The sequence below is a fragment of the Streptomyces sp. ALB3 genome, assembly GCF_044385685.1.
Taxonomy (GTDB): domain Bacteria; phylum Actinomycetota; class Actinomycetes; order Streptomycetales; family Streptomycetaceae; genus Streptomyces.
This window is the reverse complement of the sequence record NZ_JBISCE010000037.1, coordinates 1-14,368: the sequence shown is the minus strand read 5'-3', so window position 1 is coordinate 14,368 and position 14,368 is coordinate 1. Positions and strand designations below refer to the sequence as shown.

At 71.3% G+C, this 14,368-nt stretch carries 16 protein-coding genes and 1 pseudogene; 7 read left to right on the top strand and 10 right to left on the bottom strand.

From position 1 onward, the window contains the following. The first annotated feature begins 42 nt into the window (after positions 1-42). Positions 43-543, top strand: a complete 501-nt coding sequence (locus tag ACHFIV_RS22135; protein WP_398971744.1) for a MarR family winged helix-turn-helix transcriptional regulator — start codon at positions 43-45, stop codon at positions 541-543. Next, positions 540-1,007: a MarR family transcriptional regulator gene (locus ACHFIV_RS22130; protein ID WP_398971742.1), complete on the top strand. Its 468-nt coding sequence runs from the start codon at positions 540-542 to the stop codon at positions 1,005-1,007. Before ACHFIV_RS22135 ends, ACHFIV_RS22130 begins: the two co-directional genes overlap by 4 nt. A 64-nt stretch (positions 1,008-1,071) precedes the next feature. Here ACHFIV_RS22130 and ACHFIV_RS22125 read toward each other — a convergent pair whose 3' ends face one another. The 4 genes from ACHFIV_RS22125 to ACHFIV_RS22110 are packed head-to-tail and all read right to left on the bottom strand — an operon-like array spanning position 1,072 to position 5,242. Further along, positions 1,072-2,106 (bottom strand): LacI family DNA-binding transcriptional regulator, encoded by a 1,035-nt coding sequence (locus ACHFIV_RS22125; RefSeq protein WP_398971739.1) that lies wholly within the window; start codon positions 2,104-2,106, stop codon positions 1,072-1,074. Between the two features lie 42 nt (positions 2,107-2,148). Then, on the bottom strand, positions 2,149-3,009 hold the full coding sequence (locus ACHFIV_RS22120) for a carbohydrate ABC transporter permease (protein WP_398971736.1): 861 nt from the start codon (positions 3,007-3,009) through the stop codon (positions 2,149-2,151). After that, on the bottom strand, positions 3,009-3,932 hold the full coding sequence (locus ACHFIV_RS22115) for a carbohydrate ABC transporter permease (protein ID WP_398971732.1): 924 nt from the start codon (positions 3,930-3,932) through the stop codon (positions 3,009-3,011). The genes ACHFIV_RS22120 and ACHFIV_RS22115 overlap by 1 nt, the downstream gene beginning before the upstream one ends. Beyond that, positions 3,929-5,242 (bottom strand): extracellular solute-binding protein, encoded by a 1,314-nt coding sequence (locus tag ACHFIV_RS22110; protein ID WP_398971728.1) that lies wholly within the window; start codon positions 5,240-5,242, stop codon positions 3,929-3,931. Before ACHFIV_RS22110 ends, ACHFIV_RS22115 begins: the two co-directional genes overlap by 4 nt. Before the next feature lie 188 nt (positions 5,243-5,430). Here ACHFIV_RS22110 and ACHFIV_RS22105 point away from each other — a divergent pair, with 188 nt between their 5' ends. Both ACHFIV_RS22105 and ACHFIV_RS22100 read left to right on the top strand, forming a co-directional pair. Then, positions 5,431-7,476, top strand: coding sequence for a beta-galactosidase (locus ACHFIV_RS22105; RefSeq protein WP_398971725.1), 2,046 nt, complete (start codon positions 5,431-5,433; stop codon positions 7,474-7,476). A gap of 44 nt (positions 7,477-7,520) precedes the next feature. After that, entirely contained in the window at positions 7,521-9,080 is a 1,560-nt protein-coding gene (locus ACHFIV_RS22100; protein WP_398972547.1) for an arabinogalactan endo-beta-1,4-galactanase, read from the top strand. Between the two features lie 67 nt (positions 9,081-9,147). Here ACHFIV_RS22100 and ACHFIV_RS22095 read toward each other — a convergent pair whose 3' ends face one another. The 3 genes from ACHFIV_RS22095 to ACHFIV_RS22085 form a co-directional block, all read right to left on the bottom strand. Continuing rightward, positions 9,148-9,639, bottom strand: a complete 492-nt coding sequence (locus ACHFIV_RS22095; RefSeq protein WP_398971722.1) for a MarR family winged helix-turn-helix transcriptional regulator — start codon at positions 9,637-9,639, stop codon at positions 9,148-9,150. 111 nt (positions 9,640-9,750) lie between these two features. Continuing rightward, positions 9,751-10,764 carry a VOC family protein gene (locus tag ACHFIV_RS22090; RefSeq protein WP_398971718.1) on the bottom strand — a complete coding sequence of 338 codons (1,014 nt, stop codon included), beginning with the start codon at positions 10,762-10,764 and terminating at the stop codon, positions 9,751-9,753. A gap of 60 nt (positions 10,765-10,824) precedes the next feature. Next, positions 10,825-11,403: a TetR/AcrR family transcriptional regulator gene (locus ACHFIV_RS22085; protein ID WP_398972544.1), complete on the bottom strand. Its 579-nt coding sequence runs from the start codon at positions 11,401-11,403 to the stop codon at positions 10,825-10,827. 93 nt (positions 11,404-11,496) lie between these two features. Here ACHFIV_RS22085 and ACHFIV_RS22080 point away from each other — a divergent pair, with 93 nt between their 5' ends. Continuing rightward, positions 11,497-12,546: a zinc-binding dehydrogenase gene (locus ACHFIV_RS22080; protein WP_398971716.1), complete on the top strand. Its 1,050-nt coding sequence runs from the start codon at positions 11,497-11,499 to the stop codon at positions 12,544-12,546. A 22-nt stretch (positions 12,547-12,568) separates the two neighbouring features. Here ACHFIV_RS22080 and ACHFIV_RS22075 read toward each other — a convergent pair whose 3' ends face one another. Together ACHFIV_RS22075 and ACHFIV_RS22070 are read right to left on the bottom strand one after the other, a co-directional pair. Next, positions 12,569-12,778, bottom strand: a complete 210-nt coding sequence (locus ACHFIV_RS22075; protein ID WP_398971713.1) for a DUF397 domain-containing protein — start codon at positions 12,776-12,778, stop codon at positions 12,569-12,571. Beyond that, positions 12,775-13,602 carry a helix-turn-helix domain-containing protein gene (locus tag ACHFIV_RS22070; RefSeq protein WP_398971710.1) on the bottom strand — a complete coding sequence of 276 codons (828 nt, stop codon included), beginning with the start codon at positions 13,600-13,602 and terminating at the stop codon, positions 12,775-12,777. Before ACHFIV_RS22070 ends, ACHFIV_RS22075 begins: the two co-directional genes overlap by 4 nt. Before the next feature lie 108 nt (positions 13,603-13,710). On the opposite strand from ACHFIV_RS22070, the gene ACHFIV_RS22065 reads away from it, so the two are divergent. Both ACHFIV_RS22065 and ACHFIV_RS22060 read left to right on the top strand, forming a co-directional pair. Further along, the gene (locus tag ACHFIV_RS22065) at positions 13,711-13,971 is read left to right on the top strand and encodes a hypothetical protein (protein WP_398971708.1); all 261 of its coding nucleotides are present in this window, start codon (positions 13,711-13,713) and stop codon (positions 13,969-13,971) included. Next, on the top strand, positions 13,968-14,207 hold the full coding sequence (locus ACHFIV_RS22060; RefSeq protein WP_398971706.1) for a hypothetical protein: 240 nt from the start codon (positions 13,968-13,970) through the stop codon (positions 14,205-14,207). Before ACHFIV_RS22065 ends, ACHFIV_RS22060 begins: the two co-directional genes overlap by 4 nt. A 64-nt stretch (positions 14,208-14,271) precedes the next feature. Here ACHFIV_RS22060 and ACHFIV_RS22055 read toward each other — a convergent pair. After that, positions 14,272-14,368: pseudogene (locus tag ACHFIV_RS22055) on the bottom strand (ectoine hydroxylase); the annotation flags it as partial.

The window sequence follows — 14,368 nt, the reverse complement described above, 5'->3', positions numbered from 1 at the left end:
AAACAGTAGCCATGGACATAGTAGCCATGTACTCTGTTTCCCATGAGCAACGGTCCGCGTCCTCCCGGTCCCACGCCGGGCTTCCTGGTGTGGCGGCTCGCCAACAAGTGGCGCGTCGCGGTCGACCGCGCGCTGGCCCCGCTGGGGCTCACCCACGCCCAGTACGCGCTGGTCGCCTCGCTGTACGGCATGCAGCGCGCGGGAGAACGACCCAGTCAGCGGCGCCTCGCCGACCACACCGGCCTGGAGGCGCTGTACGTCTCGAAGCTGGCGCGCGCCCTGGAGACGGCCGGCCTGATCGGGCGGACGCGCGATCCCCGTGACCCGCGTGCCGTGCAGCTCGCCCTGACCGAGCGGGGCGAGGTCGTCACACGGCAGGCGATCACGGTGGTCCAGGAGCTGCACCAGCAGTTGCTGGAACCGCTCGGTGGCCTCGACGCCCCCCGGACGCGCACGTTCACCGACGAGCTGAGGACCCTGCTCGACGCACCTCTCGCTCCATCCGTACCGCACGACGAGAGCACACAGGGGACAACGCCATGACCACCACCGAGTCCACCACCGCGTCCACCGCCGGACCCGTCGCCGACGCCCGCGTGCTCGGCCTGGCCCACTACGCCGCCCGCGGCGTCCTGGAGCACGCCCTGGCCCGGCACGGCGCCACCTTCCAGCAGCAGATCACCCTGCGCGCCGCAGCCACCGCCGAGGCCCCGCAGACGGCGGACCAACTCATCGCCCAGGTCAGGGGCCACCTCAAGGCCGATCCGGCGGGGATCCGCGTCACCCTGGACGAGCTGCTGGCCAGGCGGCTGCTCGTCGAGGACGGCGCCTGCCTGCGCCCCACGGCTGCCGGGCGCGAGCTGCTCGCCGCCGTCGCCGCCGAGACCGCCCCCGTCTCCGCCCGCATCTGGGGCGGCATACCGGCCGAGGACCTGGCAGCCGCCGGCCGCGTCCTCACCCTGGTCACCGAGCGCGCCGACGCGGAGCTCGCGGCGCTGACCGCCTGACCCCCCACGACGTGCGGCGGTGCCCCGCCCGCCAGGGTGCCGCCGCACGCCGTGTCGCGGAGGTCTAGGCCGAACCCCGGCGCACCAGCTCCGTGGGGAGGATGACCGCGGCGGGGTCCTCCCCGCCGATCTGCGCCAGCAGCACGCGCACCATCTCGGCGCTGATCCGGTCCCACGGCTGGCGGACCGTCGTCAGCTCGGGGCGCCCGGCGAGTGCCGCGGGCGAGTCGTCGAAACCACCGACCGCGATGTCCCGCGGCACCTGCCGTCCCGCCTGCTCCAGCGTGCTCAGGACGCCCTGCGCCATCAGGTCCGACGCGACGAACACCGCGTCCACGTCGGGTGCCCGCTCCAGCAGCAGCGCGGCCGCCGCCGCACCGCCCGCCCGGCTGTAGTCGCCCGGCACGATCAGGGTCTCGTCGACGGGCAGCCCGCACTCGGTGAGCGTCTCGCGGTAACCGGCCAGCCGGTCCACGCCGCCCGGGGTGTCCAGCGGGCCGGTGACCGTGGCGATCCGGCGGCGCCCCGACTCGTGGAGGTAACGCACCATGTCCCGCGCGCCGTTGCGGTCGTCCGCCGCCACATAGCTGACCCGTGACCCCTGCCCGAGCGGCTTCCCGCAGGCCACCAGCGGAACACCGGCCTCGTGCAGCTGGGCGGCGACCGGGTCGCCGGAGTGGCTGGAGACCAGCAGCACCCCGTCCACGTGCCCGGCGATGTAACGCATGTTGCGCCGGCGTTCCGCCTCCGTGCCCGCGATCATCAGCAGCAGCGGGATGTCGTGCGCCGCGAGCGCGGTGGTGCAGCCGCGCAGCAGCACGTTGAAGTTCGGGTCCTCGAAGAAGCGTTCCTGGGGCTCGGTCAGCAGGAACGCCACCGAGTCGGAGCGTCCGGTGATCAGGGACCGGGCGTGCCGGTTCACGGTGTAGCCGGTACGGCGGATGGCGGACTGGACCGCGTCGAGCGCGGCGGAGCTCACGTTGTGACCGCCGTTCAGCACCCGGGAGACCGTGCCCCGGGAGACCCCGGCCTCCCGGGCGACGTCGTGGATCGTCGGCGGCCTGCGGCGTCCCGCGCCGTTCTGTTCTGTGCGGCTCATGGTGCTTGATCTTTCATGAAAGGACGCCCTGTCGAGGAGCAGTCAGGACTTTACGGCGCCGGAGAGCAGGTCGAGGCTCCAGAACCGCTGGATCGCGAGGAACAGGGCGATCAGCGGGATGATCGCCAGCAGCGCGCCGGTGATGACCAGCGTGTAGAGCGCCGGGGTGTTCGAACCCTGCTGGAGCAGTGTGTAGAGGCCCAGCGTGACCGGGAACTTCTCGTCGTCGCCGAGCATGATGTAGGGCAGCAGGAAGTTGTTCCAGACCGCCACGAACTGGAACAGGAACACCGTCACCAGCCCCGGCAGCATCATCGGCAGCGCGATGGTCCGGAAGATCCGCCACTCGCCGCCGCCGTCCATGCGCCCCGCCTCGATCACGTCGGCGGGGACGGCGGCGGCCGCGTAGATCCGGGCCAGGTAGACGCCGTACGGGGAGAGGATCAGCGGCAGCAGTACCGAGAGGTAGGAGTCGGTCATGTCCACCTCGGCCAGCAGCAGGTACTGCGGTACGGCGAGGATCACCGGAGGCATCAGCACCCCGGCGAGCAGGATGTTGAAGACGGTCTCCTTCCCGCGGAAGCGGTACACGGCCAGCGCGTACCCCGAGACCGCGGACACCGCGGTGGACAGCAGGGCGCCCGCCCCCGCGTAGAACGCCGAGTTGGCCATCCACCTCCAGTACACCCCGTCGCGGTACGCCGTGAGGTCGGTGACGTTGTCGGTGAAGCCGGAGCCCGGCAGGAAGGTGAAGGTGGAGAACAGCTCGCTGCCGGACTTCGTCGACGCGACCAGGACCCAGGCGACGGGCAGCAGGCAGTAGACGGCGCCGAGAAGGAGCGCGGCGGTCGGGACCAGCGGCGGCCGCCGGCGGCCGGGTGCGGCGAGGGGCTGGGTGCTCATCAGGAGTCTCCCTGCTTCGTACGGGAGTTGGCCGCCTTGAGGAAGCCGAAGGACAGGCCGAGGGTGGCGAGGGCGATGATGACCGCCTGGGCGGCCGCCGCATGGACGTCGTTGTTGACGAAGGCGTCCTGGTAGACCTTCATCAGCGGACTCCAGGTGGTGGAGAGCGAGTTGGTCAGCGGTTTCAGCGTGGTGGGCTCGCTGAAGACCTGGAGCGTCGCGATGATCGAGAAGAAGAAGGTCAGGATCAGCGACGGCGCCACCATCGGGATCTTGATCCGCAGCGCGATCTGCAGCTGCGAGCAGCCGTCGAGCCGCGCGGCCTCGAAGATCTCGGCGGGGATCGCCCGCAGCGACGTGTAGATCACGATCATGTTGAAGCCCGTGCCTCCCCACACCGCGATGTTGGCCAGGGAGAGGTACAGCGGCCCGCCGTCCAGCAGGTCGGGCTGCGGGAGTCCCACCGCGTCGAGCACGTACAGGAGGGGGCTGACGTCGGGCAGGTACAGGAAGCCCCACATCAGTGCGGCGATGACGCCCGGGATCGCGTACGGCAGGAAGATCGCCAGCCTGCTGAAGCCGCGCGTGCGAAGCCCGTCCGTGTCCAGCAGCAGGGCGAAGAGCAGGGCGAGACCGAGCATCACCGGGACGACGATCGCGCCGTAGCCCAGGATGCGCAGCGCCCCGTGCAGCAGCTCGGAGTCGGAGAGCGCGTCCGTGTAGTTGGCGAGGCCGGCCCAGATCTCCTCCCGCGCGCCCTTGCCGAGGCCCAGCCCCTTGACCTCGGTCCTGCGGAAGCTGAGGTACACGGCGTAGCCGATGGGCAGGGCGAAGAAGAGCAGGAAGAGCAGGGTGGCGGGGATCAGGAAGACGTACGGGGCGCTCTTGACCCCGTACGCCTTGCCGCGGGATGCGCGTGTCACTCCGAGACCCCGAAGCCCTGCTTCTTCAGGTCCGCGACGGTGGCGTCCTGCATGGCGGTCAGCGCGGACCCGAAGTCCGACTTGTTCTTCGCGGCGGCGGCGAAGTTGTCCTTGAAGGCGCTGTACGCGACGTTGACGTTCGGGCCCCAGGCGGCGGGAGCGGTGCCCTGGGCGATTCTCGCGGCCTCGGTGTAGAAGCCGGGCTGGTTGGAGAAGTAGTCCGGAGCCTTCGCCAGGGCGCCGCCGGTCTGGGCGGACGTCGCGGCGGGGTAGATACCGCTCTCCTTCACCAGTGCGGCGAGTGCGGCGGGGTCCGTGTTCAGCCACTTCGCGAAGGTGGCGGCGGCCTTCTTGTTCTTGGAGTCGTTGGTGACGGCGGTGGAGGAACCGCCCCAGCTTCCGGTGACGTTGTCACCGGCCTTCCACTGGGGGAGCGGCGCCATGGCCCACTTGCCCTTGGTCCCGGGTGCGGCAGTGGTCAGGGTGCCCGGCGCCCAGACGGCGCTGACCCAGGCGGCCTGCTTGCCCGTGTTGAGCGCCTTGTTCCAGGCCGGGGTGTACATCGGCTGGTTGTCGACGGCGCCCTCCTTGACCAGTCCGCCCCAGAAGTCGGCGACCTTCTGCGTCGCCGGGTCGTCGATCGCCACCTTCCACTTGTCGCCGCCGGTGGTCCACCACTTCGCGCCCGCCTGCTGGGCGAGGCCCGCGAAGAGGCCCGAGTCGTTGGACGAGAAGGTGGTGAGGGCCTTGTCCGGCGCCTTCTTCTTCAGCGCGCGTGCGGTCTCGGCGAACTCGTCCCAGGTGGTGGGCACGGTCAGGCCGTACTGCTCGAAGAGGTCCTTGCGGTAGTAGAACATCAGCGGGCCCGAGTCCTGCGGCAGCGCGTACAGGGCGTCCGAACCGAGCGTCGCCTGCTGCCAGATCCCCTCGGCGAACTCGCCCTCGGCGTCACCCGCCTCCTCGGATATGTCGGCGAGCACGTCGTTGGAGACGAGGGTGGGGAGCGCCTGGTACTCGGCCTGGACCAGGTCGGGGGCCTTGTGCGCCTTCGCCGCCGTGATGATCTTGGTGACCAGGTCGTCACCCGAGGCCTGCTTCTTCACCGTGACGGTGATGCCGGCCTCCTTGCCCGGGCCCTTGTTCCAGATGTCCGCGACCTTGTCCAGTCCGGGCGCCCACGCCCAGTAGGTCAGGGAAGCCGGACCGGAGGCTGCCGGCTCGTCGCCCCCGTCGTCCGAGCCGCAGCCCGAGAGCAGGGCGCCGGCGGCGAGTGCGGCGGCGGTGGTCACCGCGACGGTGCGGTATTTCATGGTTTCTCCCCTGACGAGACGAGCAGACGCATCGGCGGACTGGCCGGTATGGCGCTGTGAGCGTTCACAGTAGAGAAACGAAACCGACACTTGTCAATGGTTGTTGCTGTGCGGTTATGTTGACCCTGCGCCGCCGAGAGCGTGTGTGCACGTTCCCAGAAGTTGTCCCGAAGAGCCAGGAGCTGTCCATGCCGCACTCAGAATCCACTGCCTATCCGGTCGGCCTGCACAAGCTGGCCTTCGGCGGGGACTACAACCCCGAGCAGTGGCCCGAGGAGGTCTGGCACGAGGACGTCCGCCTGATGCGCGAGGCCGGCGTGACCATGGTCAGCGTCGGGATCTTCTCCTGGGCGCTGCTGGAACCCGAGCCGGGCACCTACGACTTCGGCTGGCTCGACCGCCTCCTGGACCTGCTGCACGTCAACGGCATCCGCGCCGACCTCGGCACACCCACCGTCGTGCCACCCGCCTGGTTCTACCGCGCCCACCCCGAAGCGCTGCCGGTCAGCCGCGACGGGGTCCGCTACGCCTTCGGGGCACGCGGCGCCATCTGCCACAGCTCGCCCGCCTACCGCGCGGCGGCGGCGAGCATCACCGAGCAGCTCGCCCGCCGCTACGCGAAGCACCCCGCCCTCGCGATGTGGCACGTCCACAACGAGTACGGCGTCCCGGTCAGCGCCTGCTACTGCGACGGCTGCGGCGCGCACTTCCGCCGCTGGCTCGCGGACCGGCACGGTTCGGCCGACGCGGTCAACGAGGCCTGGGGCACCGCCTTCTGGGGCCAGCGCTACCGGAGCCTGGAGGACATCGACCCGCCCCGCACCGCCCCGACCGTCGGTAACCCCGCCCAGCAGCTGGACTACGCCCGTTTCGCCGACGCCACCATGCGGGAGAACTTCACCGCCGAACGCGACATCCTGCACCGGCTCGCCCCCGGCGTCCCGGTCACCACGAACTTCATGACCGCCCTCAGCCAGTGCGCATCCGTCGACTACTGGGCCTGGGGCCGCGAGGTCGACATCGTCTCCAACGACCACTACCTGATCACCGACGGCCGCCGCACCCACGTCAACCTCGCCATGGCCGCCGACCTCACCCGCTCGGTCGCGGGCGGCGCGCCCTGGCTGCTCCTGGAACACTCCACCAGCGGCGTCAACTGGCAGCCCCACAACCCCGCCAAGCAACCCGGCGAGATGGCCCGCAACAGCCTCGCCCACGTCGCCCGGGGCTCCGAGGGCGCCATGTTCTTCCAGTGGCGGCAGTCCCGGCGCGGCGCCGAGAAGTTCCACTCCGCGATGGTCCCGCAGGCGGGAACCGACTCGCGGATCTGGCGCGAGGTGAGCGCGCTCGGAGCCGGGCTCGGCCTGCTGGAGGGCATCCGGGGCACCCGGACCGTGGCAGACGTGGCGATGCTCTGGGACTGGCAGTCCTGGTGGGCACAGGGCCTGGAGTGGCGCCCGAGCGAGGAGCACGACGCCCGGGAGCGGGCCGACACCTTCTACGCCTCGCTGTACGACCGCCACCTCACCGTGGACTTCGCCCACCCGGACGCCGACCTCTCCGGCTACCCCCTGGTCGTCGTGCCCGCCCTCTACCTGGCCACCGAGGAGACCGGCCGCAACCTGCGCCGGTACGTCGAGGACGGCGGCACCCTCGTCGTCTCGTACTTCTCCGGCATCGTCGACACCGACGACGCGGTGCACCCCGGGCCCTACCCCGGTGCCCTCCGGGACGTACTCGGCCTCACGATCGAGGAGTTCGCCCCGCTCCCGGTGGGCGGGAAGGTCCGCCTGATCACCCCCGAAGGTGCTCCCGAGGGCCCGGAGCTGACCGGTGACCTCTGGTCGGACGTGGTGGTCCCGCGCGGCGCGGAGACCGTCTGGTCGTACGCCGACGGCCTCCCGGCAGGCCGCCCCGCCGTCACCCGCAACCGGCTCGGCGAGGGCACAGCCTGGTACATCTCCACCCGGCTCTCCGGCCCGGACCTGGACGCCGTCCTGGACCGCGCCGCGACCGACGCGGGCGTCGAGGCGCGCACCGGCCTGCCGCACGACGTCGAGGTGGTGCGCCGCACCGGCGGAGGCGGCACCTACCTGTTCGCGATCAACCACAGCGACACCGAGGCCGGAGTGGCGCTGGACGCCCCCGGCACCGAACTCCTCACCGGCGAGCCGGCCGTGGACGAGCTCGCCGTTCCGGCGGGCGAGGTCCGCGTCGTACGGCTCGACGGCTGAGGCGCCCATCCGTGAGCCGCACAACTGTCGAAGGGACATCGACGATGTACGGAACGACGCACACCCGCGCGAAGGCGGCCGGGGCGGTGGCCGCACTCTCGGGCCTCGTCCTCGCCGCGCTCCCCGCGCAGGCCGCGCACGCGGCCACCGCCCCCGTCAACACCGGCTTCGAGTCGGGTGCCACCGGCTGGTCGACCTACTCGGCCGGGGGGCAGGACGCCGCCTCCTTCACCGAGGCGGGGGGCCACGGCGGCAGCACCCGGCTCAGCCACTGGTCGGCCTCGGCGTACAAGGTCGAGACCTACCAGTACCTGAGCGGCCTCGCCGACGGCAGGTACACGCTCAGCGCCTGGGTCCGCTCCGGCGGAGGCCAGAACTCCGCCTACATCGCCCTGCGGAACTGCGGCTCGGCCGAGCAGCGTACCGACCTGCCGCCGACCGCGGACGGCGACTGGATCCGCCTCGTCACCTCGGTCGAGGTGACCGGCGGTTCCTGCACCATCAGCCTCAACTCCGACGCGCACGCGGGGGAGTGGGCCAACTTCGACGACCTCACCTTCGGCCGGGGAGGCACCGGGCTGAGCGTGAAGGGAGGTGACCTCTCCACCCTCCCGAAGAACGAGGCGTACGGCGCGGCCTACCGCGACGCGGGCGGCAGGGCCGGGGACGCCATGAGCATCCTCCGGAACTCCGGGATGAACTACGTACGCCTCAAGGTCTGGGTGAACCCGGCCGACGGGTACAACGACAAGGCCCACGTCCTGGCCATGGCCAGGCGCGCCAAGGCCCTCGGCATGAAGACCCTCGTCGACTTCCACTACTCCGACGCCTGGGCCGACCCGGGCAAGCAGATCAAGCCCGCCGCATGGGCGGGACACAGCTACAGCCGGCTGCGGACCGACGTCCACAACCACACCTACGACGTGCTGAACGCCCTGAAGGCCCAGGGGACCACGGCCGACATGGTGCAGATCGGCAACGAGACCAACGCCGGGATGCTCTGGCCCGAGGGATCCACCGACAACTGGTCCCAGCTGGCCGGCCTCCTGACCTCCGGAGCGAACGCGGCCAAGGCGGTGTCCTCCGGCACGAAGGTGGTCCTGCACCTCGCCGAGGGCGGTGACAACGCCGGCACCCGCTGGTGGTTCGACAACGCCGTGGCGCACAAGGTGCCGTTCGACGTCATCGCGCTCTCCTACTACGGCTACTGGCACGGCTCGCTGTCCGAGCTCCAGACCAATCTCGACGACGCCGCCGCCCGCTACGGGAAGCCGGTGCTGGTCGCCGAGACGGCCTACGCCCACACACTCGCCGACGACGACGGCCTGGAGAACAACGTGGCCACCGCCGGCCAGCTGGTGAGCGGCTACCCGGCGACCCCCGCCGGCCAGGCGGCGAACCTGCGGGACGTCATGAACGTCGTCGAGGCCGTCCCGAACGGCCGAGGGCTGGGCGCCGTGTACTGGGAGCCCGCCTGGACCGCCGTGAAGGGCAGCGGCTGGGACCCGGCCGACCCGTCCTCGGGCAACGCATGGGAGAACCAGGCCGTCTTCGACTACAACGGCAGGCTGCTCCCGGCGGCAGCCTGGTTCTCGCACAGGTAGGCGGCTCCGCCGGTCCGGGACGCCCGCGGCGGCCCGGACCGGCGGGACCGGCCGGCGGTGGGAGGCGTCAGACGGTGCGCGGGCCCTCGACGTTGGCCACCATCGTCCGGAGCACCTTCAGCGCGGCCACGTACTCCGCGTCGCTGATCCCCCGGTGGACCTCGGCGCGGAGACCGGTCACCAGCTCGCGCAGCCGCACCCGGGCGGCCTCCCCGTCGTCCGTGAGGCGCAGCCGCTGCCCGTCCTGGCCGAGCCAGCCCCGGTGGAGCAGCTGGTCGACGACCCGGGAGATGTCCCGCGGTCCGTCGGCGAGGGGGCCGAGCTGTGCGACGACCTCCTCGCGGGTGGGTCCCGCGGCCCCGCCGTGCACCCGGTTGAGCACCCAGTACTGCGGCTGCGTGACGTCGATCCTGGCCATGGCGTCCCGCAGACGGCGCGTGACGGCCGTGTGGGCCAGCCCGCTCCAGTACCCGATGGGCTGTGTGGCCAGCATGTCGTCGGTGGCCGCCGGGTCCGCGGGTGCCTGATCGGTGAGCGGGGTGCGCGTCTGCTGCTCCATGGCCGCGACGCTACCGGCTCATCCCCGGCAGGCTCCCGCGGACCGTGGCAACCGGCCACGTCCTGGCCGGTATCCGTCGCCGGCGCGCAGCTCAGGGGGCTCGCCTGTGGGTCACCGGTCCAGCGGCGCACCGTGCCACTTCCACGACGTCACACGGCCGCGGCCCGGCAGGCCGGCGCGGCCGGTGCACCACAGCAGCACGGTCCACCGGTCGTCGTCGTCCGGGGCGTCGGGGAAGAGCCGTGCCAGCACGCGGTCGCAGAGGTCCCCGGGCGGGGTCCAGGGGAGCGACAGCCCGACGGCGACGTCGTGGGTGTGCACCAGGGTCTCGACGATGCCCATCGCGGCGAAACCCTCCGGGTCGGAGAGTCCGTACACGTGGTGGGAGCGCACGTCCGAGGGGCTCGTCCGCACCATCGCCGTCAAAAGGGCGCCGCTCGCCTCCAGTGTCCGGAGCAGCCCGGCGGTTCCCGCCTCCGGGTCGGCGAATACCGAGTTCGCCGGACCGCCCTCACGTGCGGACGCGTACCGGTACGGCACCTCGCGGTCCTGCGGGGGCGTGCGCCCGCCCAGCTGGACGGCGTACGCGAAGAGGTCGTCGCTCAGGTGCTCCACGGTCTCCCAGCAGTCCCACTCCAGCGTCCCCGCCGGTATCCGCCAGTCGTCCGCCGGGGACGTGGCGAGGGTGTCCACCGCGAGCCGTACCGCCGTCGTGACGTCGTCGGCGGTGACGGGCAGCCTGGCACCGGTCAGCGCGGCGCGTTCCCGCGCGCCGCACTCCACGCAGAACTCGTTGCCCTCGGGGTCGGCCAGCGTCACCCAGCCCCGGCCGTCCGGCTTGCGGTGGTCGGCGACCGGAGTGGCGCCGAGGGCGAGCAGCCGCTCGACCTCCTCGTCACGGGTGCGGTCCTCGGGACGGACGTCCAGATGGACCCGGTTCTTGGTGCTCTTGGACTCAGGCACGGTGACGAAGAGCAACGCGGCCCCCGGTGCCTCCACGAGAGCCTCGGGATCGCCGGGCGCGTCGTCGTCGGACACGGGCGAGCCGAGCACCTCGGCCCAGAAGCCGGCCAGCTTGTAGGCGTCGGCGCAGTCGACGGTGATGTGCTGTACGAGCGAAGTCATGGGCGCCACTGTCGCCGCTGACCCGGGCCGGGGTCCAGCGAGTTGCGCGGCCGGGCGGGCTCAGGCGCCCGGCGCGGAGGCGGCCCCGGCGGCGGGCAGCGCGGCTCGGACTGCGGCTCGTGCCAGAGCAGTGCTGTCCCGGAGGGTCTCGACCGGGAGCGGCTGGGTGGCGAGAACGCCCTCGTGCAGCACGAGGAGCTGGGTGGCGAGAGTGGAGGAAGCCGAGCAGCCCGCCGCGGTGGCGAGTTCCTCGAACAGGTTCATCAGCCAGAGCTTCTGGGCGGCGGCAACGCGGTGGGCGGGGTGCGACGGGTCAGGGAGTTCGGCGAGCGCGTTGATGAACGCGCATCCACGGGTGTTGGTCCCGCTCCACGTCCGCAGCGCCTCGAAGGGGCCGGTGACGGCCTCGACGACGTCCTCGCAGGCGTCGACGGTGGCGCGGACCAGTGAGCGCCAGCGCTGGTCGCGTTCCGTGAGGTAGGCCGCCACCAGATGGTCCTTGGAGCCGAACCGGTTGTACAGGGTCCGCTTGGTCACCCCCGAGCGCTCGGCGATCAGATCCACGCCGACCGCCGTGATGCCGCGGTCGTAGAAGAGCTCTTCGGCAGCCGCCACGACGCGCCGGCCGGCCGGCGTCATGGGCCGTGCTTCCTGCACGCGGCGCTCCTTCACTGATCGGTGTACCGTGGAAGATGTTCACAGATCAGTATACCTAATGGAGGAGGTCGAGCGATGGGTGGGACCGAGACCATGCGCGCGGTGCGGATCACCGGGCACGGCGGGCCGGAGGTTCTTGAGCTGACGGACGTGGCGGTGCCTCTCGCGCAGCCGGGGGAGGTGCTGGTGCGGGTCGGCGCGGTGGCGCTGAACAACACCGACCTGTGGACCCGGGAGGGCGCCTACGGCCGACCGGGAGACCCGGAGGCACGGTCGGGATGGCGGGGCCCGGTCGACTTCCCGCGCATCCAGGGCGCCGACGTGGCGGGCCGGGTCGTGGCGGTCGGCGCCGGCGTGGACGGAGGCCTCGTCGGCCGCAGGGTGGTCGTCGACCCGGCGGTCTACGACACCGGAGGGCCGGACGCGAACCCGGTGGGCCTGATGGGGAGCGAACGCGACGGTGGCTACGCCGAGTACGTGACGGCGCCGGCGGAGCAGGTGCACGACGTGACGGAGTCCCCCCTCACCGACGACCAGCTCGCGACGCTGCCGACCGCCTACGGCACGGCGCTGGGCATGATCGAGCGGGGCCGGCTCAAGGCGGGGGAGACCGCCCTGGTCTCGGGAGCGTCAGGCGGCGTCGGCATCGCGCTGATCCAGATCGCCCGTGCGCGCGGCGCGAGGGTGCTCGCGATCAGCAGCGGAGCCAAGGCCGGTGCGGTGCGCGAAGCGGGCGCACACGAAGTCCTCGACCGCGCCCGGGACATCACCGGCCAGATCCGCGCCGCCGCCCCGGAAGGCATCGACGTCGCCCTCGACGTCGTCGCCGGGGACCTCCTGAGCGAAGGGCTGCCGCTCCTGCGCGAGGGCGGCCGGTGGGTCGTGGCGGGAGCGCTCGGCGGATACGGCGTGACCTTCGACGTGCGCCGCCTCTACCTGCACAACGCCCAGGTGATCGGCTCCGCGATGCACACGCCCACCCACTTCGCCCTCCTCATGGACCTGGCTCGTCGCGGCGGGATCCAGCCCGTCATCGCCGCGACCTTCCCTCTGGACCAGGCCGCTCGGGCGCAGGAGGAACTCGCTCGCAGGGTGCACGTGGGAAAGATCGTCATGCATCCCTGAGGGGCGGGGAGGGCCCCGCCCCTCAGACCGCGCCGAACGCCCCGTCCCTGACGCCCGTCACGAAGGAGGCGAAGGAGGCGGCGGCCAGGTTCAGTACGGGGCCGCCCGGGTTCTTGGAGTCGCGGACGGGCACCACGCCGTGCGGGACGGCGAGGTCGGCGGCCACCTCGACGCAGGCGCCGCCGTTGTCGCTGTAGGAGGACTTGGTCCAACGGGGGGTGTCGGTCGTCACGGAACGCCCTTTCGCAACTGGCTGATCATGGCAACGGATGCCGCCTGAGGCATCGATTCGGCCTGTAGTTGATGGTAGGCCGTCAGCATGGGCAGGACAGACGTGCTTTCGCGTTCCAGCTGACCACGCTGGGCCGACTCGGCGTAGGACATGAGTGAGCGGTCCGGCATCGTCAGGACGTACAGAGGCAGGTTGAACGTGCGGCGTGCTCCCATGGAGTAAGGCGCGATCTGAAGCACGGTGTTCGGCAGCTCGGCGAACTCGATCAGTCGTGCCAACTGCACGTCCCAGGCCTCCGGTTCGCCGATCGGCCGACGGATGCAGCTCTCGTCCAGCACTGCGAGCACCATCGGTGCGATGGGGCGGGACACGGCCGCCTGCCGCTGCTCGATGATCTGCACCCGCTCATATGCCTGCTCAGGGGTGATGGCCCCGCGCTTGACGGCACTGTCCGCCAGTTCTGATGCGTACGCCGGTGTCTGAAGGAGGCCAGGGATGACCCCGATCTCGAACAGGCGGATCTCCGACGCCCGGCCCTCGAACCCGACATACTCCGGAAACCCCTCCAGCAAGGCGCCGTTGCGCATGGAACGGAACAACCGTCCGAACGACTCGCCGGTACCGAGCACCTTGTCGGCCCTCTCCGCGAAGCGAAGAGTTGGCGGCTTGCGATTGGTTTCGACAGCCGAGACGTGCGTTCCGGAGTACCCCATCGCTCTGGCCAGTTCGTCTTGTGTGTATCCATGTCCGTCCCTCGACCTGCGCAGGCGTTCGCCGAACGCTGCGGATGCCGAAACGTCAGGGTCGAGCTCCTTGCGGTTCAACGGCGTCCCTCTGACTCTTCCTTCGACTTCCACCAGTTGAAGACATGTCGACCCTAGGGCACGGTGAAGCCTCCCCGTAGCGGATCAGCTACAGAGAGGAGTTGTTCTGTGCCTGGAACGAATGGTCTTCGCGGCGGGCAGGAAGCCCCACGCCCCCCGGCCCCCGGCACCCTCGTCGTGGACACCGCCCGTGATGACCGGGTGGGTGAGTTCCGAGGAGTCGCGGGCCCCCGCTGGTCGCTGCGCCCGGTCCGGGGCGGGGCCGAATGGGAGGTGGACCCGGCGTGTGCACGGCTGGCGACGCCCATAGAGCGCCTCCGTGCGGAGAACGCACGATGCAACGCCCGGAGTGAAGGGCGCCTCCTGTGAGCGGAGTCGACCCGCGCCTCGCTCGTCAGGACGGCGACCCGTTCGTCTCGTTCCCTCTGCGGGCTCCGGAGCCCGTGCCCGGGTGTCCCGAGTGCGACCGTCTCGTGTGCGCCGAGAAGCGGGCCGACCGGCGGGCCGACCCCTCGAGGGCGACGGACGAGCGTGTCAGGCTCCGCGCGCACCTGGTCGCGGCGCACCGCGTCCCGGCCGGTCCCCAGGCGGTGCGGGGCACGTGAGCGGAAACAGACAGGTGGGGCGGGACGCCTGTCGCGTCCCGCCCCACCTGGCCGTCGTATGCCCCTACTTCACCGGTGTGAAGTCGCGGGCTCCGATGAACTCGGGCCGGCGGATCGGGGCGGCGAAGGGTTCCTGCGCCGTGTTCTCCACGCTGTTGAAG

Bases quoted from the DNA above. Each gene is read 5' to 3' on its own strand.
- ACHFIV_RS22130 (WP_398971742.1), top strand. From the start codon at position 540: ATGACCACCACCGAGTCCACCACCGCGTCCACCGCCGGACCCGTCGCC.
- ACHFIV_RS22110 (WP_398971728.1), bottom strand. From the start codon at position 5,242: ATGAAATACCGCACCGTCGCGGTGACCACCGCCGCCGCACTCGCCGCC.
- ACHFIV_RS22090 (WP_398971718.1), bottom strand. From the start codon at position 10,764: ATGACTTCGCTCGTACAGCACATCACCGTCGACTGCGCCGACGCCTAC.
- ACHFIV_RS22125 (WP_398971739.1), bottom strand. From the start codon at position 2,106: ATGAGCCGCACAGAACAGAACGGCGCGGGACGCCGCAGGCCGCCGACG.
- ACHFIV_RS22100 (WP_398972547.1), top strand. From the start codon at position 7,521: ATGTACGGAACGACGCACACCCGCGCGAAGGCGGCCGGGGCGGTGGCC.
- ACHFIV_RS22085 (WP_398972544.1), bottom strand. From the start codon at position 11,403: ATGACGCCGGCCGGCCGGCGCGTCGTGGCGGCTGCCGAAGAGCTCTTC.
- ACHFIV_RS22095 (WP_398971722.1), bottom strand. From the start codon at position 9,639: ATGGAGCAGCAGACGCGCACCCCGCTCACCGATCAGGCACCCGCGGAC.
- ACHFIV_RS22135 (WP_398971744.1), top strand. From the start codon at position 43: ATGAGCAACGGTCCGCGTCCTCCCGGTCCCACGCCGGGCTTCCTGGTG.
- ACHFIV_RS22080 (WP_398971716.1), top strand. From the start codon at position 11,497: ATGGGTGGGACCGAGACCATGCGCGCGGTGCGGATCACCGGGCACGGC.
- ACHFIV_RS22120 (WP_398971736.1), bottom strand. From the start codon at position 3,009: ATGAGCACCCAGCCCCTCGCCGCACCCGGCCGCCGGCGGCCGCCGCTG.
- ACHFIV_RS22105 (WP_398971725.1), top strand. From the start codon at position 5,431: ATGCCGCACTCAGAATCCACTGCCTATCCGGTCGGCCTGCACAAGCTG.